A 20,696-nucleotide genomic window follows, 5' to 3' on the forward strand; every position below is an offset into this window, starting at 1 on the left:
AGGAATGCTATGACTGCCACGCTCATCGCACGCGATGTTGCCCTCGGCTACAGCGACGAGCCCGTCATCAACGACCTCACACTCGAGGTGCCTGACGGTTCGTTCACGATCATCATCGGACCGAATGCCTGCGGTAAGTCGACGCTGTTGCGCGGGCTCGCAAGGCTCCTCAAGCCGAGCGCCGGCAGCGTGCTGCTCGACGGCTCCGAGATCCACTCGCTGAAATCGAAGGAGGTTGCGAAGCGGCTCGGTCTGCTCCCGCAATCCTCGATCGCCCCCGACGGGATCACGGTCGCCGATCTCGTCTCGCGCGGCCGGTTTCCCCACCAGAACGCGATGCGCACCTGGAGCCGCGCCGACGAGGCCGCTGTCGCGGCAGCGATGGAGGCGACGGGCGTCACGGAGCTGTCGCGACGCCTTGTCGACGAGCTCTCGGGCGGGCAGCGGCAGCGGGTGTGGGTGGCGATGGCGCTCGCTCAGGAGACCGGGCACCTGCTGCTCGACGAGCCGACGACCTTCCTCGACATCGCACACCAGATCGATCTGCTTGAGCTGTTCGCAGGGTTGCACCGCGACGGCGCGACGCTTGTCGCCGTGCTCCACGACCTCAATCACGCTGCACGCTACGCCTCGCACCTCGTAGCGATGCGCGAGGGCGAGATAGTCGCGCAGGGTGAGCCGCGCGAGATCATCACCGAGGAGATCGTCGAGGCGGTCTACGACCTGCCGTGCAGGGTCATCACGGACCCGGTTTCTGGGACGCCGCTCGTGCTGCCGCTCGGCGGTAAGCGGCGGTAGTGCCGCTGCTACTGGGGGCGAAGCGGCGCGCGCTCTTGCCGCGCTGGTGACGCCCCCAGGCCCCGCCGATGAGCCACAGCAGCACGCCGGTGACAAACGCACCTCCGCCGGCTACGTACATCCAGTCCATGTCTCCACCGTATCCGCGGCACGGGCGCACTGAACACCCGCGCCGACAGATTGTCAGCGGACTCGGGGAGGGAGCGTGAGCGCGAATACGGCACCAGCGACGCTCACGACCGCGCCGATCACGAACAGGGCGGAGAAGGATCCGAGCGTGCTCGCCCCGCTCGCTGCGACCGCGACGCTCGTGAGCACGGCCGTGGAGATCGGTGCCCCGAGCGCTGAGCCGACCGTGCGGAGCACGCCGTTCACACCGAGCGCCGCGGCGATCTCGTCGCGCGGTGCGAGGCCCGCGACGAGATCCGAGACGACAGCGAAGCCGATGCCGTTGCCGAGACCGACGAGCGAGAAGAACGCGACGATGGCCCACAGGCTGTCGGGCATGACGGCGATCCCGATGCTGCCGATGCCCATCACGGAGAGCGCGAGCAACGCGGTGAGCTTCGAGCTCGTGCGTGCGATGAGCCAGGGGGCGAAGCGTCCGCCGAGGAACACGAGGATCGCGCCTGGCAAGAGCGCGAGGCCCGTCTGCGTGACCGTGAATCCCTGACCGAAGCCGGCGGCCGGGTCTCCCTGTAGCAGCACGGGGAGGCCAACGTAGAACAGGTAGGGGATGAATCCGAGGAACAGGGTGAGCCCGTTCGTCACTGCGAGCGCAGGCCGCGCGAGCGTGCGCACGTCGATGAGCGGAGCCGCTGTGCGCCGCTCGACGAGCACGAGTGCTGTCAGCGCGACGGCGGCCAGCAGGAACAATCCGAGCACGGCTGCCGACGCCCAGCCCCAGGATGCGCCCTGCGAGATCGCGAGTAGAAGCGCGAGCAGCCCGACTGTGAGCAGCGCGGTCCCCGGCCAGTCCGTGCGTGCGGCATGACCGCGCGTCGATGCCGGCACGAAGAACAGTACGAGCGCGATCGAGAGGACGCCCATCGCAGCACCGGCGACGAACAGGTAGTGCCACGACGTGTGCTCGACGATGACGCCGCCGATGACCAGCGCGGCACCGGCGCCGAGGCCGAGCGTGCCGCTGAGCCAGCCTGTTGCGCTGCGCTGACGCTGACCGTCGGTGTGGCGGCGCACGATCGCGAGCGCGAGCGGGAACGTCGCAGTGCTCGCACCCTGGAGTACGCGGCCGACGAGCAGCGCGGGGAGCGACCAGGCGAGTGCGGCGAGCACGCCGCCGGCTACGAAGATCGCGAGCGTGAGGAGCAGGATCCTCCTGTGCCCGTAGCGGTCGCCGAGGGATCCGAGGATAGGGGCCGCGACCGCGCCGCAGAGCAGGTAGCTCGTGAGTATCCATCCGGCGAGGGAGGCGTCGATGTCGAACTCGCGCATGAATGTCGGGAGCGCGGGAACGAGCAGCGTCTGCATCATCGAGAAGCCGAGCACCGCAATCGCGAGCGAGAAGACGAGGCCGCGCGACGTGGGCACGGGCCCTACCCTCTTGGGCGCAGGCTGGCGCGTGCCGCCGCCGACCGTTGGGGTGGGCGCGGTGCTGGGGGAGTGTGCTTGGGTGTTCTGCATGGCTGCTCAACTTCTCTTCGCGGGCAGCGACGCCCTTAGTTATCGGAACGGAATGCTTCGTTCCGATAGAAGTGTATGGCAAATCGCGGTAGCTTGGAAGCGTGAGTTCCCCCGACACCGAAGCAGACGCGACACCGCTGCGCGGACGCGCCCGCGAGGCGCAGAGCAACGACGGCGCGATCCTGCGCGCAGCGCGCGAGGTGTTCAGCGAATGGGGGTGGGGTGCGCCCATGTCTGAGGTCGCTGCACGCGCGAACACCGGTGTCGCCAGCATCTACCGCCGCTACCCAAGCAAGACCGAACTCGTCAACGCGATCCGCGTGATTGCGCTGGAAAAGATCTGCGAACTCGCCGAGGACTGCGCCGCGACGGCTGGCACCAACGACAACCCTGCGTCTGCGGTCGAGCACTTCCTGCGCAGGCACATCTCCGAGGCAAACGGGCCCCTGATGCCGCTCCTCGGCAGGCGGGTGGGATCGACAGACGAGATCGACGCGCTCTCAGACAGGCTCGAGGTCGCGCTCGCCGCAGTCATCGCGATCGACCGCAGGCTGGGGCTCGCCCCAGACCATTACGGGCCTGGCGACCTCATGCTCACCGTCACCCACCTCAGGCCAGCGCTCACGCTCGACCGCGAACGGGCAAACGAGATCCACCTCCGCGAGCTCGACTATGTGCTCGCAGGCATCCGCGCGTTTGCTGCGAGCGGCGCGGAGCCCAGTGGCCGCGCCTCTGACTGGGACGAATGGCTGCGGATGAACAACGCAGATGAACGAGCATAGCCATTCCTGTGAAGACGTCCAGTGTGGATATTGGAGATCAGTGTCGGGGTGAGGGGAAGCTTGCCCAGGCGTGAGGTCGCTGTCGACGTAACCCGGTAGTGTCCTGGCCTGCATCGCAGGCGTTGCTCGCAATGACAGGGGAGAAGCTTGACAACCAGTTGGTCGGCCACCGAAACTCGTCAGGGCGGACGCAGGGTTTCTCCGTTTCGCACAGTGAGGAACAACCGGGGCTCGAAACTGAGTCGCCGCGCTCAGCGCGGCCGTAGCTCTCGTCGCGGGATCACTCGTCGTCGCTGCGCCACTGCTCACCCCCGACCCTGCGCAGGCGGTGTTCGCCGAGGGCGGCGAGGGCAAGTACCGCTCATCGATCGACTGGTTCTCCTTCGGGCAGGAGGGGCCGATCGTGCCAGCCGCGGACGGCACCGTGAGCTACTCGAACGACCGCGTCGTCGGGCACCACACGCTCCGCACCACCTGCACCATCGGCAACATCGTCGAGGCGGCACCCACGCCAGGCGCGCAGGCGCTGTCGACTTACCGCTCTGGCTGGTACCAGGGCGACGGACTCTCGCAGCTCTACAACATCGGCGGAGCTGGGTGGAGTAACCAGCTCGTCAACGGCATCACGAACACCACGAGCGGAGCGAACGTCACGTTCCGCATCCTCTGCGGCGCCGAGATCATCGACGAACAAGGTGGAAGAAGCACCCCGATTCAGCTGCAGGGCCCCGTCGTCGCAGACGCGGAGTCCAGCAACGAGGTCTCGGGGGAGTACATCGAGGTCTCCCCGATCACGAACACCGCAATGGCAGGCGCTGCGGAGCCAGCACTGGACGCAACCTGGCGCGTCATCGACCGCTATCGCCCAGCGGCGTGCGCCACAAACGTCTACGCCGTCGTGACCGAAGGCACGAACGGGCTCCGCTTCCAGCCGTCAGGAAACGAGTGCATCGGGTTGCCAGAGGGCAACCCCGGCAGGGGCCCAGGGCCCATGGCGATGGGGTTCATGGAGGGCGCGACGAGTGCTGACGTGATCCTCCAGGGCGGCGGCGCAAGCGCCGTGGCGATCGGCATGGTCATCGACACCGACTTCGCTGACGCCCCCGAGAGCTACGGTGAAGCCGGCGCACTGTTCTCACCAACGTGGTCGGGCGGGGAAATCCCCGTCGGTACCGGGCAATACGTCTCAGGTGACGACTTCGTGCTCGGCACGCCGGGAGACCCAGCACAGATGCTCGGCACCCGCATCGACTCCGAGGTTGAGCACGTATTCAGCTGGGACGCCCTGCTCGACGACGAGAGCCCGGCCGGGAGCGAATCCGACGAGGATGCGCTCGACGTCGACAACCCGCCAACCGTGAACTACGGCGCGGGAGAGACCACTCAGATTACGCTGGCGTGCACGGTCGCCGAAGGTGCCGAGGGGCATATTGCCGGCTGGATCGACTGGGCGCGGGACGGCGTATTCTCGGACGGCGACAAGTCTGACCCTGTGCAGTGTGTCGGTGGCTCGGCGACACTCACGTGGGTCGCCCCGGAAGGGTCCACCGCGCCGGTCGCAGGCGAACAGACGTTCCTCCGCCTCCGCATCGCCGCGGACCCCGGAGAACTCCTCCCCGTCGGAATGAGCAGCACTGGTGAGGTGGAAGACTACGCGCTCGATGCGCCGCTCATCACCGCAGTGAAGACCTCGGACCCGGTGCAGGGAAGCGTGCTGTACCCCGGCAGCGAGGTCACCTACAGGCTCACCTTCCATAACGAGAGCGAGGTGGCAGGCCCGATCCTCTACAGCGACCAGCTCGCCCAGGTCTTCGACAACGCCACCCTCATCGCCGGGCCAACGGTTTCGGGCCCGCCGGGCGTCACCGCGACGCTTGCTGGGACCCAAATCGACGTGGCAGGTACGCTCGCGAAGGGCGAAATTGCCACGGTGAGCTACACCGTGCGCGTCGATGAGACGGCAGAGCACGGCCAGCGTCTCACCAACCACCTGCTCCTCAACGATGGTGCTGGCGGCATCATCGAGGAGCCACAGCCGGTGTGCCTCCCAGAGAACCCGCGGTGCACGGATCATCCGATCGCAATCCCGGAGCTCGAGGTCACCAAGATTGCCAACCCGCCGAGCGGTGAATCCGTCAGCGAAGGCCAGCGGATCACCTACCAGGTGCTCTTCCATAACTGGGGCACTGCCGCGGCGCAGATCGACTGGGTTGATAACCTCAGCGACGTCCTTGACGATGCCGACTGGGGCGACAGCCTGAAGCTAAGCGGCGGTCTCAACGCAAACTTCGACCCGGCCGCGAAGGAGATTGCGGTCACCGGCACGCTCGGTGCGGGGGAGTACTCCGTCATGCGCTACACCGTGATCGTGAAAGATGACGACGCCCGCGACGGCAACAACCACCTCGCAAACTACGTGCTTGAGGCCGGGGAAACCCCGCCGGAGGTGTGCGATCCAGCAACGCGTACCTGCACCGAACACGAGATCCTCGTCGACGACATCACGGCCGTGAAATCCGCAGACCCGGCAACCGGCGAAGCTGTCGTCGCGGGGCAGGAACTCACGTACTCGCTCGAGTTCACGAACAACGGCGCCACGGGCGGCGAAGTCTCCTACATTGACAACCTCACCGCCGTGCTCGACGACGCAGACTTCGTCGCCGGCTCGGTCACTGCCCCAGACAACTGGACGATCGCTGGGCCGGAAGACGGCAAGCTCGCCATTGCGGGGTCGCTCGCAGCGGGCGAGACGGCGACCGTCAGCTACAGGGTAAAGGTCAAGGCGGAGGGCGAGCGTGGCGATGACACGCTCGCGAACTTCCTGTTCGAGGAAGGCGTCGAACCTCCGACGACGTGTGAGCCTGGAGACGACAGTTGCACCACGCACCCGGTCGGCAAGCCAGCACTGGTGATCTCGAAGCAGACCGACCCTGCGAACGGCAGCGTCGTCGCTGCGGGAGACAAACTCACCTACACGCTGACCTTCGACAATTCAGCCGGTGGCGCCCCCGCCCCGGTCGCGCACGTCGACGACCTGTCGGGCGTGCTTGACGACGCAACGCTCGACACCGGGTCAATTGTCGCCGGCGACGGGCTCACCACCACTGGCCCCGCTGCTGACGGGCTGTTGCACGTTAGCGGCGAGGTCCCAGCGGGCGAGACCGTCACGGTGACCTACGAGGTCACGGTGAACGCAGATGGCGCGGGCGAGGGTGACCACCTGCTCGCGAACTTCCTGTTTGAAGAGGGTGTGGATCCGCCAACCACGTGCGAGCCGGGCGACGACACGTGCACGACGCATCCGGTCGCTGAACTCGTCGTGACGAAGACGTCGAACCCGGATTCGGGTGAGGCCGTCGCGGCAGGTGACGAGATCACGTAAGAGCTGACGTTTGAGAACCGTGGCGGAGCAGCAGCGGCGGTGGACTACACGGATGACCTGTCTGGTGTGCTCGACGATGCTGACCTCGTTGGTGACCCGACGGTGACGCCAGCGGGTTCTCTCACGGGCAACGTCGTTGACGGAAAGCTCGGGATCACCGGCAGTGTTCCGGCCGGTGTGACGGCCGTCGTTTCGTACCCCCTGAAGGTGAAGGCGGACGGGGAGCGCGGCGATAACACTCTCGCGAACTTCCTGCTCGCGGGCGACGAGGAACCCCCGACGACGTGTGAGCCCGGCAGCGACCTCTGCACGGTCCACCCCGTGCCAGAGCTGACGGTGACGAAGACCTCGAACCCGAACTCGGGTGAACCGGTCATCGCGGGCCAGGAGCTCAGCTACACGCTGACCTTCACGAACGCGGGAACCGCTCCCGCGACCGTCGACCACCTCGACGACCTCACGGGCGTGCTCGACGACGCGGCGGTGAGCGCGGAGCCCGCCTCCGACCTCGCATCGGTCGAAGCGAAACGTGACGGTGCGAAGCTCACGATCACGGGCTCCGTGCCTGCCGGGGCAACCGCGAAGGTCACCTACTCCGTGACCGTCGGGGCCGACGGCGAACGCGGAGACGACGTGCTCGCGAACTTCGTGATCGGTGACGGTGAGACACCGCCGACCGAGTGCCTCCCCGGCGACGACAACTGCACAACCCACCCCGTGCTCCCAGCCGACGTCGGCGTCGTGAAGACCGCGACACCCGGCTCGGGCGAGGAAGTCGTCGCAGGCCAGGCCGTTAACTACACGCTCACGTTCCACAACGCGGGCGAGGCCCCCGGTGACGTTGACTACACCGACGACCTTTCTGACGTCCTCGACGACGCCGGCCTCACGATCCAGCCAGCCGCCTCCGACGCGGCGCTCACCCCCGCACTGACGGGCAGCGACCTCAGGGTCATCGGCAGGCTCCAGGCCGGTCAGACCGTCACGGTGACCTACCAGGTGACCGTGAACGCCGACGGTGAGCGCGGCAACGACCAGCTCGGCAACGTCGTCGTCGTGACGGGTGAGGATCCGCCGACAACGTGTGAGCCGGGAGACGATTTCTGCACAACGCACCCCGTCGTTGCCCCCGACATCAGCGTCGAGAAGTCGGCGAACCCCGAAAGCGGCACCGTGCTGCTCGCGGGCGACGCGGTCGAGTACACGCTCACGTTCCGCAACGACGGCGACGGTGCGGGCGACGTGAACTTCACGGACATTCTCGCCTCGGGCGGCAACAACGCTGACCTGCAGGGGAGCATCGCGGTCTCTGATCCGTCGCTCACCGCAACGGCGGGCCAGGGCACGGCAGGTCAACCGGAAGTGATCGTGACCGGCACCCTCGCCCCTGGCGCGGAGGTCACGGTGACGTACACGTACCGCCTGCACGCAGACCTGCCGCACGGCGCGCGACTCACGAACTTCCTCATAGAGGAGGGCGAGACGCTGCCGGGGCTGTGCCTGCCGGAGAACCCGCGCTGCACCGATCACCCGACCGTGATGCCTGGCCTGGAAACGGGCAAGTCCTCGACGCCGGCCTCGACCGAGGCGGTCGCAGCTGGCGACGAGATCACCTACACGCTCACGTTCTCGAGCTGGGGCCCAGCCGACAGCTTCGTCGACTTCCGTGACTCGCTGAGCGACGTGCTCGACGATGCCGATCTCACGGCCGGGCCGACGGTTTCTGGCACCGAGCTGCGCGCAACGGTTGAGGGTGGCACCATCAGGGTGCTCGGCACCGTACTGGCCGGTCAGACGGTGACCGTGAGCTACACGGTGACCGTGAAGAGCGACGCGGATCGTTTGGAGGGCGGCAACAACCTCCTCGCGAACTACCTCATTGCCGACGGCGAAACGCCGCCGACCGAGTGCCTCCCCGAGGACTGGAACTGCACCGTGCACTCCGCGCCGAACGTGCAGGCGAAGAAGAGCTCGGACCCCGCAAACGGTGAGGCCGTGACCGAGGGGCAGGAGCTGAGTTACACGCTCACCTTCGAGAACTTGGGAACCGCGCCTGGCCCGGTCGCCTACCGCGACTCGCTCGCCGATGTGCTCGACGACGCGAACTACGTCGCCGGCTCGCTCACCGCGACCGGCGGCCTGACCGCAACGGGCCCGACGGGCGAGGAGATCGTCGTCACCGGCGAGCTTGCCCCCGGGGCGACCGCGCAGGTCACGTACCGCGTCACGGTCAAGCCAGACGCGGAGCGCGAGAGCGAGGGCAACAGCTCGCTCGCGAACTACCTGTTCGAGGACGGCGGGGAACCGCCGACGACGTGTGAGCCGGGCGACGACAACTGCACGGTGCACCCGACACCCGACCTCGTCGTCGAGAAGAGCGCCGACCCGGCAACGGGATCCGCGGTCATCGCCGGCCAGGAGCTCAGCTACACGCTGACCTTTGAGAACCGCGGGACCGCGGCGGGCGCCGTCGCCTACGAGGATCGCCTCGCCGGCGTGCTCGACGACGCGGACCTCGTCGGTGAGCCGCAGGTCGACGCTGACGCGCTGAGCGCGACGATCTCGGGCGACGTGCTCGCGGTCGCTGGCACCCTCGAACCCGGCGCGAAGGTGCACGTCACCTACACGGTGCGCGTGAAGGCAGACGGTGAGCGCGGCGACGACCTGCTTGCGAACTTCTTGCTGCGGCCCGGCCAGGATCCGCCACCCGTGTGTGACCCTGCGGTCACCGCGTGCACGGAACACCCCGTCGGGCAGATCGTCGCGAAGAAGAGCGTCGACCCCGCGAGTGGCACCGAGGTTGTTGCGGGGCAGAAGCTCACCTACACGCTGAGCTTCGAGAACGTGGGGCGCGGCGACGCCGCCGTCGCGTTCGTTGACGACCTCAGCGACGTGCTCGATGATGCGACGCTCACCGGCGGGCCGACCGCAACGGGCGGGCTCACCGCCTCCGGGCCCGAGGGTGACGCGCTGACGGTCTCTGGCACGCTCGCGGCTGGCGAGCGCGCGACGGTGCAGTACGAGGTGACCGTCTCCGCGGCCTCCGACGCTGGGAACGGGAAGCTCGCGAACTTCCTCGTCACCGACGGCCAGCAGCCGCCGACGACGTGCGAGCCAGGCAGCGACACCTGCACGGAGAACCCCGTGCGGCCGCCCGTCACGCCTGGCAAGCCCAGCCCGCCCGTCATCGGTGAGACGGGCGGCGCAAGTCAGCTGCCGTGGCTCCTCGGCGGGGGAGCGGTGGTGCTCCTCGGCGCCGCGCTGCTCACGATCCGGGCCATGCGCAAGCGTTCGGCAACGACCGCCGGCAGCAACGACGCGGAAGAGAGCACCGAGCTCTAACGACCACGACAACCGACGAGGGGTGGGGCGGATAACCGCCGCACCCCTCGTCGTCGTTGCTGCGCGGCATGGGTATGTTCGCCGCTCCAAATACTTGTCCTGAACTTGGCCGTCAGAGCAGTGGTCTTTCACTACTGGCCGCGATAGTGTGAGGCCTGCAAGTGATCCTTGCACGTGCTTCGACGGCGAAGACAACCACTCTTTGTTGCCGCGGCGCAGAGCGCCGACGGGTGCTCTAACTCCACACAAGCATTCCAAACAAGGAGCGTGAGCGAAAATGGGGATCAACATCAGTGATCCAGAACCCATTCAGTTTCTCGATGCAGACGGCGCATTTGCGCCCAACGAAAGTGCTGCAGAGTATCTGAGCGAGATAGAAGATCTCACACTCGAAGAAGTCCAGGAATGGTACCGCTCGATGGCGCGCAGTCGCGCATTCGACACCGAGTGCACCAACCTCCAGCGACAGGGTCAGCTGGCCCTGTGGGCGCCGAACCTCGGGCAGGAGGGCTGCCAGGTTGGGCTCGCGTACGCGACCGAACCGGAAGACCACCTGTTCCCGACGTACCGCGAACACGCTGTCGCCGATGTGCGCGGCGTACCCCTGCTTGACCTCGCAGCACAGTTCCGTGGGCTCACCCACGGCGGCTGGGACGTCAACGACCCCAAAAACGGCAACTTCCACCTGTACACGGTTGTACTGGGTGCGCAGGCGCAGCACGCGCAGGGCTTCGCGCTCGGCATGCTGCTCGACGCGAAGCGGAAGGCTGGCAACACCGCGCTCGACCCGAACGAGCCGGGCACCGCGACCGATCGCGCCGTCATGTGCTTCTACGGTGACGGCACCACGAGCCAGGGCGAGGCCAACGAGGCCCTCGTCTTCGCGCAGAGCTACCAGTCGCCCGTCGTGTTCGTCGTGCAGAACAACCAGTACGCGATCTCCGTGCCCGTCGCACGCCAAAGCCGCACCCCGCTGTACAGGCGTGCCCTCGGTTTCGGCATCCAGTCGGTGCAGATCGACGGCAACGACGCGCTCGCAGCGTACGCCGTCGGCCGTCGCTTCATGCGCGACGCCCGTGCTGGCCGCGGCCCCGGCTACATCGAGGCCCTCACCTACCGCATCGGCGCGCACACGACGAGTGACGACCCGACCCGCTACCGCGAGAACGAAGAGCTCGAGCAGTGGAAACTGAAGGATCCGCTTCGGCGCATCGCCGGCTACCTGCGCTCGCGCGGCGTCTCAGACGACACGATCTCCGAGATCGACGCTGAGGCCGCAGCGCACGCCCGCGTCGTGCGCGAGCAGATCCTCGCGCTGCCAGCATCGCAGCCGGACGAAATGTTCGACTACGTCTATGCGGAGCAGCACCCGCGCATCGAAGAGCAGCAGACCTGGTTGCACGCATACGAAGCATCGTTCGCAGAGGAGGTGGCTTCATGAGCCAGTCGCACGAAACCACATCACTCGCCATCGCGCGCGCCATCAACGCTGGGCTCCGCGAGGCGCTCTCTGGCGACGACAACGTCGTGTTGCTTGGGCAGGACATCGCCTCGCTCGGCGGTGTCTTCCGCGTCACGGAGGGGCTCGCGAAGGACTACGGCACCGCCCGTGTGCTCGACACCCCGCTCGCTGAGGCTGCCATCCTCGGCTCAGCCGTTGGCCTCGCCATGAGCGGGTTCCGCCCGGTCGCCGAGATCCAGTTCGACGGCTTCGTGTTCCCCGCGATGAACCAGATCGTCACGCAGCTCGCGAAGCTCCGCAACCGCTCGGCCGGCACCATGAACATGCCCGTCGTGCTGCGGCTGCCATACGGCGGCCACATCGGCGCCGTCGAGCACCACCAGGAGAGCCCCGAGGCTTACTTCGCGCACACCGCGGGTCTGCGTGTCGTCAGCCCGGCGAACGCGAACGACGCGTACTGGATGATTCAGCAGGCGATCAAGTCTGACGACCCGGTCATCTTCCTCGAACCGAAGGCGAAGTATTGGCAGAAGGGTGAGGTTCGCCTCGATCGCCCCGCAGCAGCGCTCCACGAGACGCTCGTCGCGCGCGAGGGCAGCGATGTCACCCTCATCGGTTTCGGTGCGATGGTGACGACGCTGCTGCAGGCGGCGGAGATCGCTGGCGGCGAGGGTGTGAGCGCCGAGGTCATCGACCTCCGCACGGTCTCGCCGATCGACTACGGCCCGATTGTCGCGTCGGTGCGCAAGACCGGCCGCGTCGTCGTCGCACAGGAGGCCCCGGAGAACGCGAGCGTCGGCTCGGAGATCGCCGCGACCCTCAGCGAACGCTGCTTCCACTCCCTCGAAGCGCCGGTGCTGCGCGTGTCAGGCTACGACACTCCGTTCCCGCCGGCCGGCAACGAGGCACACTACCTACCCGACGCCGATCGCGTGCTTGCAGCCGTCGACCGCGCAATGAACTACTAAGCGGCGCGCAGGCGCTGAGAGGGTAAGACATGAGTAACAACGAATTCGCGCTCCCCGACGTGGGAGAGGGCCTCACCGAGGCCGAAATCGTGAGCTGGGCCGTGAAGCCCGGCGACACCGTTGAGCTGAACCAGGTGATCTGCGAGATTGAGACAGCGAAGTCGCTCGTCGAGATCCCGTCGCCGTTCGAGGGCGAGATCGCAGAGCTCCTCGTCGAAACCGGGACGACGGTGCCGGTTGGTACGGCGATCCTCAGGATGGTCGGCGACGGCGATGGCGGCGACGCTGCGCCAGCAGGCGGAACGGAGCGGGCTACGGCGCCCGCTGACGCCCAGGCGGCAGACTCAGCCACGGGCCAGGTAGCCGACACAGCAGCGGCGCCGGCAGCGCCCGCTGCGGACGATGAGGAGAACTCCGGCGCGGTACTCGTCGGCTACGGCACTGGCGGCGCTGTCAAGAGCAGGCGCCGGCCTGGCGGGCAGCCGGTGATCAGCGTTGGTAAGGCCGAGACCGAGGAGCCCCCGGTTGCCGGCAAAGTGTATGTGAAGCCTCCGGTGCGCAAGCTCGCGAAGGATCTCGGGGTGGACCTCGCGCGCGTGCCGGGCTCCGGCGCTGGCGGCGAGATCCTCCGCGACGACGTGCTCGCAGCCGCGAACGGCAGCGCTGCACCGAGCGCCGCGGGGGGCGCGGCCGCAGCCACGATCCACACCCCTGCGAGCGGCTTCGGCGCCGGCCAGCCGCGCGAAGAGCGGATCCCAGTGAAGGGCATCCGCAAGGTCGTCGCGCAGGCGATGGTCGCGAGCAAGTTCTCCGCGCCGCACACCTCAGTGTTCGTCGAGGTCGATGCGACGCGCACCATGAAGCTCGTGCGACGCATGAAGGCGTCTGACACGTTCGCGGGGGTCCGCGTATCTCCGATGCTCATCATGGCGAAGGCCATCATCTGGGCGCTCGCGCGCAACCCAGAGGTGAACTCGGCATGGGGTGGCGACGAGATCATTCGCCGCAACTACGTGAACCTCGGTATCGCGGCCGCAACGCCGCGCGGGCTCGTCGTTCCCAACATTCGTGACGCACACCAGCTCTCCCTCGTCGAGCTCGCCGAGGCCATCGGCACGCTCACACAGCGCGCACGCGACGGGCTCACGCAGCCCGCCGAGATGCAGCAGGGCACGATCACGCTCACTAACGTCGGCGTCTTCGGCGTCGACTTCGGCCTGCCCATTCTCAACCCGGGCGAGACGGCAATCGTCGCGATGGGCTCGATCAAGGAGAAGCCGTGGGTGGTGAAGGGCAAGGTGAAGCCGCGCATGGTCACCACCGTTGGCGGATCGTTCGATCACCGCGTCATCGACGGCGACGTCATCAGCCGCTTCGTGTCCGATATTGCGGCCGCACTTGAACGGCCGGAACTACTCATCGGCTAATTTCGGGCAGCGGTCAAGAGGATGTGTACATTCCTGTTGACCGCTGCGCGGGTCGCTCTCGTAGGATCGCAGTATGACTGATGCAGTGTTGCTCACTATCGACAGCGGGATTGCCCGAATCACCCTGAACCGGCCCGAGCGGCTGAACGCGTTCAACGACGAGATGGCCGAGGGGTGGACGCGCGCAGCTGAGGCTGCCGTGCAGTCCGACGAGGTGCAAGCGATCATCATTGATGCGGCGGGGCGCGCGTTCTGCGCCGGCGGCGATGTTCAGGCGATGGCCACCATGGACGATCGCGGCGACATGATCCAGCGCCTGGCGCACCGCATCAACGTCGGCATCCTTGCCCTCACCGAATCGGCGAAGCCCGTCGTCGCGGCCGCGCACGGCACCACTGCCGGAGGCGGCCTCGGGATACTGCTCTGCAGCGACTACGCGGTGATCGGTGAATCGTCGCGTGTTGGCAGCGTGTACGGCGGCGTCGGGCTCACCCCCGACCTCTCGGTCTCGGCGCAGCTCGCAGCCGCGGTCGGGCAGCGCAGGGCACTGCAGCTGTTGTTGCAGGAGCGTCTCCTCTCCGCAGAGGAGGCGGTCGCCTGGGGGATCGCAGCGGAGAAGGTCGCCGACGACGACGTGCGCGGTCGAGCTGAGGCCATCGCGGCGTTCTGGGTGCAGAACGCGCACGCGTACGGTGAGGCGAAGCGGCTCATCCGCTCCCGCCCCGAGCGCAGCTTCACCGAGCAGCTCGCGGAGGAGGCCCGCACCATTGGGATCGCTTCGCAGAGCCCTGAGGGCGACAAGCGCATCAGGGCGTTCGCGGCGCGCTAGCTTCTGCCGTTGGCGCCGGCTGCTCGCGGCTGGCACCTCCCGGCGTCAGACGATGCTGTGCTCGGTGACCTGGCTCGCGAATGACGAACCGTTGCAGTCGACGTAGAGCTGCCCCTCGGTGAGGGAAACGGTCATCGTGTTGCGGCGGGCGAGCGTGCCGACGATGCCGTCGATGAACCCGGCGTCGAACGACCGCACGACAATTCGCTCCGCCTCGTGGATTGTCTTGCCCGCCCACGCGGTGAGGAGCTTCTCTGGCTCGCGATGCGTGTAGACGGCGGTGCGGTCTGCAAGCTTGCTGCCGTAGTGCAGCCGGTCGGCGTCTGGCGCACCGATCTCGATCCACGCGGTGATGGTTCCGGTGAGATCGCGCACCAGCACAGCGGGCTCGTCCGTCGAAGACACTCCCGCGCTGAACGCGATGCCCTCCTCGTATTCGAGGCAGTAGGCGAGCAGGCGCGTGACCATGAAGCGGTCGGTCTCGGACGGGTGGCGGGCTACGCGGAGCGACAGCTCGTCGTAGACCCCGCGATCCACATCTGCCAGCTGTATTTCGAAGGTGTGGATCGTTGCGCCTATTGCCATGGTTCCCGAGCTTAGCGGGCGGAGGGGCGCCGCAACTCGGCGACGAGCCGCGGCAGCTCACGCATATCCGTGAAAACCCGCACGCGGTCGCCCGAAGGAAAGTCCTTAGCGGTGAACTGGTCGGCGAATGCGAGCACGAACATTCCCGCGCGCTGCGCGGCGAGCACACCGGTCGGGCTGTCGTCCACCGCGATGCAGCGCCCCGGCGCAACACCGAGGAGGCGCGCGGCCGACAGGTAGACGTCGGGGGCCGGCTTGCCGTTCGCCTCGTCCTCCGCGCTGCAGATGCGACCCTCGAACCGGTCGAGCAGGCCGACGGTGGCGAGGCTCGACCGAATGCGTGCGGTGCGGCTGTTTGACGCGACCGCCCACGGGAGATCAATCCCGTCGAGCGCCGCAACGATCCCGGGGATCACCTCGAGGCGCCCAGCGAACGCGTCCTCGCGCCAGCCAGCGTAGGGCGCATCCCAGCCGGGCTCAAGCTTCCTGCCGAGGTGCTCTTCGAGCGTCGCAAGGAAGAACTCCGACGAGCAGCCGATGAGGAGCCGGCCAAGGCTCTCGACGTCGGTCTCCCACCCGAGGTCGGCGACAATGCGGTGCGTGACCTCGACCGCGAGTCGCTCGCTGTCGACCAGCACGCCGTCGCAGTCGAACACGACCGCGTCGTAGGCTGGCTTAGCAAGAAGCGTCATAGCTGCCACCCTAGGCCTCCCCGCTGGGCGCCCGGTAGGGGCACCCGGTAGGGGCACCCGGTAGGTGCACCCGATACGTGCACCCGCAGTGGGGCGAGGGAGGAAGGGCTACCGCGGCCGGGCGACGCCCGCGTGCGCGAGCGCCGCCGCGACCGCCAACCTGCCTGCCGGCTCGATCCCGCGCACCGGGTGCGGCAGCGTCCCCGGTGCGACGAGCCCCAGATCCTCAGCGACCGCTGCGGCCACCCGGTAGCTCCCATAGCGGGCGAACAGCGCGAAGAGCGGATCGAAGCGTGCCGAGAGCGTGCTCGCCGTCCCCGCGTCGCCAGCGAGGGCCGCCCGAGTGAGCGCGAGGCTCTCAGCCGGGAGGAGGCCCCCGAGCACGCTGTACCAGGCGTCGCAGCCGGCGGTAAGTCCCGCCGCCGCAGTGCCGTCGCCGCTGACGCCGAGGGTGACGGAATCAGGCAGGTGCGCACGGTAGGACGCCACCCGCGCCCGCGCCTCCGCCGGCGCGGTCGGCACGGCAGGAATCTTGATCGACGCGACGCTCGGGAGCGCGGCGACGCGTGCGTGGAGCTCACGCTCGAACGTGAAGCCGGTCGTGACGGGGTTGTCGTAGACGACGAGCGGCACCGAGAGCTCCGCGTCAACCGCCTCGAACAGCCCAAACGCCTCGTCCTGCGTGAGCGGCTGGTACGTCATCGGGGCGAGGAGCACGGCCGCCGCACCGGCAGATTGCGCTGCGGCGACGTTCGCGAGCACCTCACGGGTGCGGATCGCGCTCACCCCGACGATGACGGGAACCGGGCCCGCGTGCGCGACGGTGAGCGCTGCGGCGCGTGCGCGCTCCGCCGCTGAGAGATACGCGTAGCCGCCAGTGGATCCGAGGGCGCAGATCGAATCGACCCCGGCCGCCGCGCTGCGCTCGACAATGCGCGCGTAGTCGGACTCGTCGACCCCGGACGCGGTGATCGGGGTGAACGGAAAGGCGCTGAGGCCGGTGAACTCCACGCTTACCCCCGTCCAGCCGCGCCGCGGCCCCTGGTGCGTACGGCGATGGCCGCGCACGCGATCACGGCGAGCGCGCCGACCACGGTGCCCCAGCTGAAGGGCTCCCGCAGCATGAGGGCTGCCCAAGCGAGCGTGAGTACTGGTTGCACGAGCTGCACCTGGCTCACCTGCGCCATCGGCCCGATCTGGAGCCCGCGGTACCACGCGAAGAAGCCGAGGAACATGCTCACGACGCCGAGGTACGCGAACGCGGCCCACTGCGCTGGCGTCGCGCTCGGCGGCTGCTGGGCAACGGCGACGGCCGTGAGCACCGCCATGAGTGGGGCGGCGGCGACAAGTGCCCACGAGATCGTCTGCCATGCCCCGAGCTCGCGCGCGAGCAGGCCACCCTCCGCGTAACCGAACGCGGCCGCAATGACCGCGGCGAACAGCAGGAGGTCGTGCCAGGAGAGGCCCTCGAAGCCGCCGCCCTGGATCGCGACGAACGCGACGGTGACAGCGGCGCCGGCACAGGCCGCCACCCAGAATCCGGTGCCGGGCCGCTCGCCCGATCGCAGCACCGTCACCACGGCCGTGGCCGCGGGCAGCAGCGCGATGACCACGGCGCCGTGGCTCGCCGACGCGGTCTGCAGCGCGAATGAGGTGAGCAGCGGGAAGCCAGCGACGACGCCCGCAGCAACGACGGCCACCTTGAGCCATTGCCTGCCGCGCGGGAACTGCTGCCGGGTGAGCGCGAGCGCCGCGGCCGCGAGGAGCGCAGCGAGCACCGCGCGCCCCGAGGCGATGAACAGGGGAGAGAGCGCTTCGACGGCGATGCGGGTGAACGGCACCGTGAACGAAAACGCGAACACGCCAAGCAGTCCCCAGAGGAGGCCCGCACGAGAGCGTGATATCGCAGGCCGTTCAAGGACAGTAGCGCTACTATGTTGTCTCATGAATGATGATAGCAGTTCGCGGATCGTCGCCGGCCTGCTCGACTGGATCTCCGCGGCGCCCGCGGGGGCTCGCCTGCCGGCAACGCGCGCCCTCGTCGCCGAATACGAGGCGAGCCCCGTCACCGTGCAGAAGGCGCTCCGCACGCTCAGCGCTCGCGGACTCATCGAGACCAGGCCAGGAGTCGGCACCTTCGTTCGCGCCGTCCGCACCGCTCGACCACTCGACTACAGCTGGCAGACCGTCGCGCTGCGCTCGCCGCAGCACCGGCTCACAGAACCATCGGCGACGATGCGATCGGCGACGCCGGGCGCGATCGCGCTCCACGCCGGCTACCCCGACCGTGAACTCCTCCCCGAGCGGCTCATTCGCGCGGCGCTCACCCGTGCTGGCAGGAGCGAGGTCGCCGTCACCCGATCGCCCGTGGCTGGGCTGCCCGAGCTGCAGTCCTGGTTCGCCAGCGAACTCGCCGCTGCGATGCCGGTCGGCGTGACGCCCCCAACGGCGAACGACGTGATCGTGTTGCCCGGCAGCCAGAGCGGACTGAGCTCGACGTTTCGCGCGCTCGTCACCGCTGGCCAGCCGCTGCTCATCGAGTCGCCAACCTACTGGGGCGCGACCCTCGCCGCGGCACAGGCCGGCGTGCAGCTCGTGCCGGTGTCGAGCGGGCCGCACGGCCCCGATCCCGACACGCTCGCCCGAGCGTTTGAAGAGACAGGCGCGCGCGCCTTCTACGCGCAGCCCAACTACGCCAACCCGACGGGCGCACAGTGGCCGAAGGCGCGGGCGAAGGAGATCCTTGACGTCGTGCGCGCGCACGGCGCCTTCCTCATCGAAGACGATTGGGCGCACGACTTCGGCATCACGTCGGACCCGACCCCCGTCGCGGCGCAGGATGACGCCGGCCACGTCGTCTATTTGCGGTCGCTCACCAAGAGCGTGTCACCCTCGCTCCGGGTTGCGGGCGTGATCGCGCGCGGCCCAGCGCGTGAGCGGATTCTTGCCGACAGGAGCGCCTCGTCAATGTATGTGAGCGGAATCTTGCAGGCCGCGGCGCTCGACGTGGTCACCCAGCCTGGCTGGGGAACGCACCTGCGCGGCCTGCGGCAGCAGCTGCTTGCGCGACGAGACCTGCTCGTCGACAGCATTCGCAAGCACGCACCGGCGGCGCACATCACGGCGATCCCACACGGTGGCCTGAACCTCTGGGCGCAGCTCGCCGACGGGGTGGATCTTCCGCGCCTCGTGCGCGAGTGCGAGGATGCGGGCGTGCTCATCGCGTCGGGGAGTGAGTGGTTCCCCGCTGAGCCATCCGGAACGTTCGTGCGGCTGAACTACTCCGGCCCGAACCCGGGAGCGTTCCCCGAGGCCGCGAGGATCATCGGGCAGGTACTCGAGCGCCTGGAGTAGCGCACGCGCGCGTGTTACGCTACATCTGATGAATAGCGTATCGTGGTCGGCCCCTCGCTCGTTCCTCGGTGGCCGGTGCGAAACGACCCCGCCGCACGGGCCCGTTCGTCCGGGGATCGTCGCTTCGAACGAGACGAGGCAAGCGAATGGACCCGACACCCGCATCCCCAGGCGAGGGGCGGACACAGGTTCCACTGCTGCTCGCGATCGTCTTCCTCGTGTACCTCGCCCAGATGACGCTCAATCCCATCATCGCACCGCTTGCGCGCGAAGCGGGGCTCGCTGAGTGGCAGATCGGCGTCACGATCAGCACCGCGGCGGTGATGGTCGTGCTCGCGAGCCAGTGCTGGGGACGGCGCTCCCAGCGGCGCGGCGCGAAGTCGGTGCTGACGTCGGCACTCGTGCTCGGCGCGACAACCATGGGGCTCTTCGCGTGGATCGCCGCGCTCGGCATGCGCGGTGCTCTCGTCGGAGCCACCCTGTTCGCCCTCTTCGTCGTGCTCCGCGGCGTGGGTTTTGGCATTGCGATCTCTGCAGTCGCGCCGACCGCGCAAACCTACATCGCACGCGTGACGACGAGCGAGGAGACTCGCGTGCGCGGCATGGCCGGCGTCGGCGCGGTGCAGGGTGTCGCGATGATCGCGGGTGCGGTCGCCGGGGGAGCACTCGCGGTGTTCGGGCTGCTCGTGCCGCTCGTTGTCATCCCCGCACTGCTTGCCCTTGGGGCTGTGCTCGTCGCGGCAAGGCTGCGACCAGAACCGCGAAGCGATCTCATTGAAAACCCGGCGCGCATCCGCCCGAGCGATGGTCGCGTCTGGCCGTTTCTCCTCGCGGGGTTCGGCATGTTCACTGCGCTCGGGTTCTTCCAGATCATCGCCGGCTTTCTCGTGCAGGACAGGTTGGGGCTCAACGCGAACGAGACCGGCCTCACAACGGGCGCCGTGCTCCTCGCAGCCGGTGTCGGCATGGTGCTCGCGCAGGGCGTCATCGTGCCGCGCTCCGGGTGGGCCCCTGCGGTGCTGCTGCGCGTTGGCACGGTGATCGCCGCGCTCGGCTTCGCGGCGCTCGTGCCCGACGCCGGGCTTGCGCTCCTGATCGTCGGGACCTTTCTCATCGGCCTCGGTGTTGGCATCGCCATGCCCGGCTACACCGCAGGCCCGACGCTCCTCATGCGCCGCGACGAACAGGGCGGGCTCGCGGGGCTCATCGGGGCGACCAATGGGCTGACGTTCGTGCTCGCGCCGACGCTGAGCACGCTGCTCTACGGCGTCTGGCCGCTCCTGCCCGTGCTCGTGGCTGGGGCGATCATGGTGCTCGTCGCCGTCTTCGTCTTCACGCACCGCAGGTTTAGGCTGCTGCCGGAAGTCGCCGCTGCCACGTGAGCCTCGGCAGCTCGGCGAGGGGCACTGCGTTGGTGCCCCTCGCCGCTGG

15 protein-coding genes are annotated in these 20,696 nt (G+C 68.2%); 10 read left to right on the forward strand and 5 right to left on the reverse strand.

Annotated features, from left to right (window positions below):
* The first annotated feature begins 9 nt into the window (after positions 1–9).
* Complete coding sequence (locus tag SD72_RS03280; protein ID WP_084766734.1) at positions 10–798, forward strand: ABC transporter ATP-binding protein; 789 nt, start codon at positions 10–12, stop codon at positions 796–798.
* Positions 799–981: 183 nt separating this feature from the next.
* Here the strand turns inward: SD72_RS03280 and SD72_RS03285 are convergent, their stop codons facing one another.
* Complete coding sequence (locus tag SD72_RS03285) at positions 982–2,349, reverse strand: MFS transporter (protein ID WP_042543013.1); 1,368 nt, start codon at positions 2,347–2,349, stop codon at positions 982–984.
* A gap of 194 nt (positions 2,350–2,543) precedes the next feature.
* On the opposite strand from SD72_RS03285, the gene SD72_RS03290 reads away from it, so the two are divergent.
* From SD72_RS03290 to SD72_RS03320, 7 genes are all read left to right on the forward strand, one after another.
* The gene (locus SD72_RS03290; RefSeq protein ID WP_052492432.1) at positions 2,544–3,224 is read left to right on the forward strand and encodes a TetR/AcrR family transcriptional regulator; all 681 of its coding nucleotides are present in this window, start codon (positions 2,544–2,546) and stop codon (positions 3,222–3,224) included.
* A gap of 328 nt (positions 3,225–3,552) precedes the next feature.
* On the forward strand, positions 3,553–6,606 hold the full coding sequence (locus tag SD72_RS03295; protein WP_042543014.1) for a CshA/CshB family fibrillar adhesin-related protein: 3,054 nt from the start codon (positions 3,553–3,555) through the stop codon (positions 6,604–6,606).
* A gap of 3 nt (positions 6,607–6,609) precedes the next feature.
* Entirely contained in the window at positions 6,610–9,948 is a 3,339-nt protein-coding gene (locus SD72_RS03300) for a DUF7927 domain-containing protein (protein WP_442914940.1), read from the forward strand.
* Positions 9,949–10,225: 277 nt separating this feature from the next.
* Positions 10,226–11,389, forward strand: a complete 1,164-nt coding sequence (locus SD72_RS03305; protein WP_042543016.1) for a thiamine pyrophosphate-dependent enzyme — start codon at positions 10,226–10,228, stop codon at positions 11,387–11,389.
* Positions 11,386–12,378, forward strand: coding sequence for an alpha-ketoacid dehydrogenase subunit beta (locus tag SD72_RS03310; protein ID WP_042543017.1), 993 nt, complete (start codon positions 11,386–11,388; stop codon positions 12,376–12,378). Before SD72_RS03305 ends, SD72_RS03310 begins: the two co-directional genes overlap by 4 nt.
* A gap of 29 nt (positions 12,379–12,407) precedes the next feature.
* Positions 12,408–13,805 carry a dihydrolipoamide acetyltransferase family protein gene (locus tag SD72_RS03315; protein WP_042543018.1) on the forward strand — a complete coding sequence of 466 codons (1,398 nt, stop codon included), beginning with the start codon at positions 12,408–12,410 and terminating at the stop codon, positions 13,803–13,805.
* 73 nt (positions 13,806–13,878) lie between these two features.
* Positions 13,879–14,634, forward strand: a complete 756-nt coding sequence (locus SD72_RS03320; protein WP_042543019.1) for an enoyl-CoA hydratase/isomerase family protein — start codon at positions 13,879–13,881, stop codon at positions 14,632–14,634.
* A 45-nt stretch (positions 14,635–14,679) separates the two neighbouring features.
* Here the strand turns inward: SD72_RS03320 and SD72_RS03325 are convergent, their stop codons facing one another.
* The 4 genes from SD72_RS03325 to SD72_RS03340 all read right to left on the reverse strand — a co-directional run bounded on the left by SD72_RS03325 (position 14,680) and on the right by SD72_RS03340 (position 17,857).
* On the reverse strand, positions 14,680–15,219 hold the full coding sequence (locus SD72_RS03325) for a YaeQ family protein (RefSeq protein WP_042543020.1): 540 nt from the start codon (positions 15,217–15,219) through the stop codon (positions 14,680–14,682).
* Positions 15,220–15,230: 11 nt separating this feature from the next.
* The gene (locus SD72_RS03330) at positions 15,231–15,911 is read right to left on the reverse strand and encodes an HAD family hydrolase (protein ID WP_042543021.1); all 681 of its coding nucleotides are present in this window, start codon (positions 15,909–15,911) and stop codon (positions 15,231–15,233) included.
* Between the two features lie 108 nt (positions 15,912–16,019).
* Entirely contained in the window at positions 16,020–16,922 is a 903-nt protein-coding gene (locus SD72_RS03335; protein WP_042543022.1) for a dihydrodipicolinate synthase family protein, read from the reverse strand.
* A 2-nt stretch (positions 16,923–16,924) separates the two neighbouring features.
* Positions 16,925–17,857, reverse strand: a complete 933-nt coding sequence (locus SD72_RS03340) for a DMT family transporter (RefSeq protein WP_042543023.1) — start codon at positions 17,855–17,857, stop codon at positions 16,925–16,927.
* Here SD72_RS03340 and SD72_RS03345 point away from each other — a divergent pair.
* A complete protein-coding gene (locus SD72_RS03345; RefSeq protein WP_042543024.1) occupies positions 17,856–19,265 on the forward strand; it encodes an aminotransferase-like domain-containing protein in 1,410 nt (469 codons plus the stop codon). The two genes, SD72_RS03340 and SD72_RS03345, sit on opposite strands and share 2 nt — an antisense overlap.
* Positions 19,266–19,411: 146 nt before the next feature.
* Positions 19,412–20,647 (forward strand): MFS transporter, encoded by a 1,236-nt coding sequence (locus tag SD72_RS03350; protein WP_042543025.1) that lies wholly within the window; start codon positions 19,412–19,414, stop codon positions 20,645–20,647.
* The last annotated feature ends 49 nt before the right edge of the window (positions 20,648–20,696 follow it).

The organism is Leucobacter komagatae, from assembly GCF_000834055.1.
Taxonomy (GTDB): Bacteria; Actinomycetota; Actinomycetes; order Actinomycetales; family Microbacteriaceae; genus Leucobacter; species Leucobacter komagatae_A.

Bases quoted from the DNA above. Each gene is read 5' to 3' on its own strand.
- SD72_RS03280 (WP_084766734.1), top strand. From the start codon at position 10: ATGACTGCCACGCTCATCGCACGCGATGTTGCCCTCGGCTACAGCGAC.
- SD72_RS03305 (WP_042543016.1), top strand. From the start codon at position 10,226: ATGGGGATCAACATCAGTGATCCAGAACCCATTCAGTTTCTCGATGCA.
- SD72_RS03310 (WP_042543017.1), top strand. From the start codon at position 11,386: ATGAGCCAGTCGCACGAAACCACATCACTCGCCATCGCGCGCGCCATC.
- SD72_RS03315 (WP_042543018.1), top strand. From the start codon at position 12,408: ATGAGTAACAACGAATTCGCGCTCCCCGACGTGGGAGAGGGCCTCACC.
- SD72_RS03320 (WP_042543019.1), top strand. From the start codon at position 13,879: ATGACTGATGCAGTGTTGCTCACTATCGACAGCGGGATTGCCCGAATC.
- SD72_RS03325 (WP_042543020.1), bottom strand. From the start codon at position 15,219: ATGGCAATAGGCGCAACGATCCACACCTTCGAAATACAGCTGGCAGAT.
- SD72_RS03330 (WP_042543021.1), bottom strand. From the start codon at position 15,911: ATGACGCTTCTTGCTAAGCCAGCCTACGACGCGGTCGTGTTCGACTGC.
- SD72_RS03345 (WP_042543024.1), top strand. From the start codon at position 17,856: ATGAATGATGATAGCAGTTCGCGGATCGTCGCCGGCCTGCTCGACTGG.
- SD72_RS03340 (WP_042543023.1), bottom strand. From the start codon at position 17,857: ATGAGACAACATAGTAGCGCTACTGTCCTTGAACGGCCTGCGATATCA.
- SD72_RS03350 (WP_042543025.1), top strand. From the start codon at position 19,412: ATGGACCCGACACCCGCATCCCCAGGCGAGGGGCGGACACAGGTTCCA.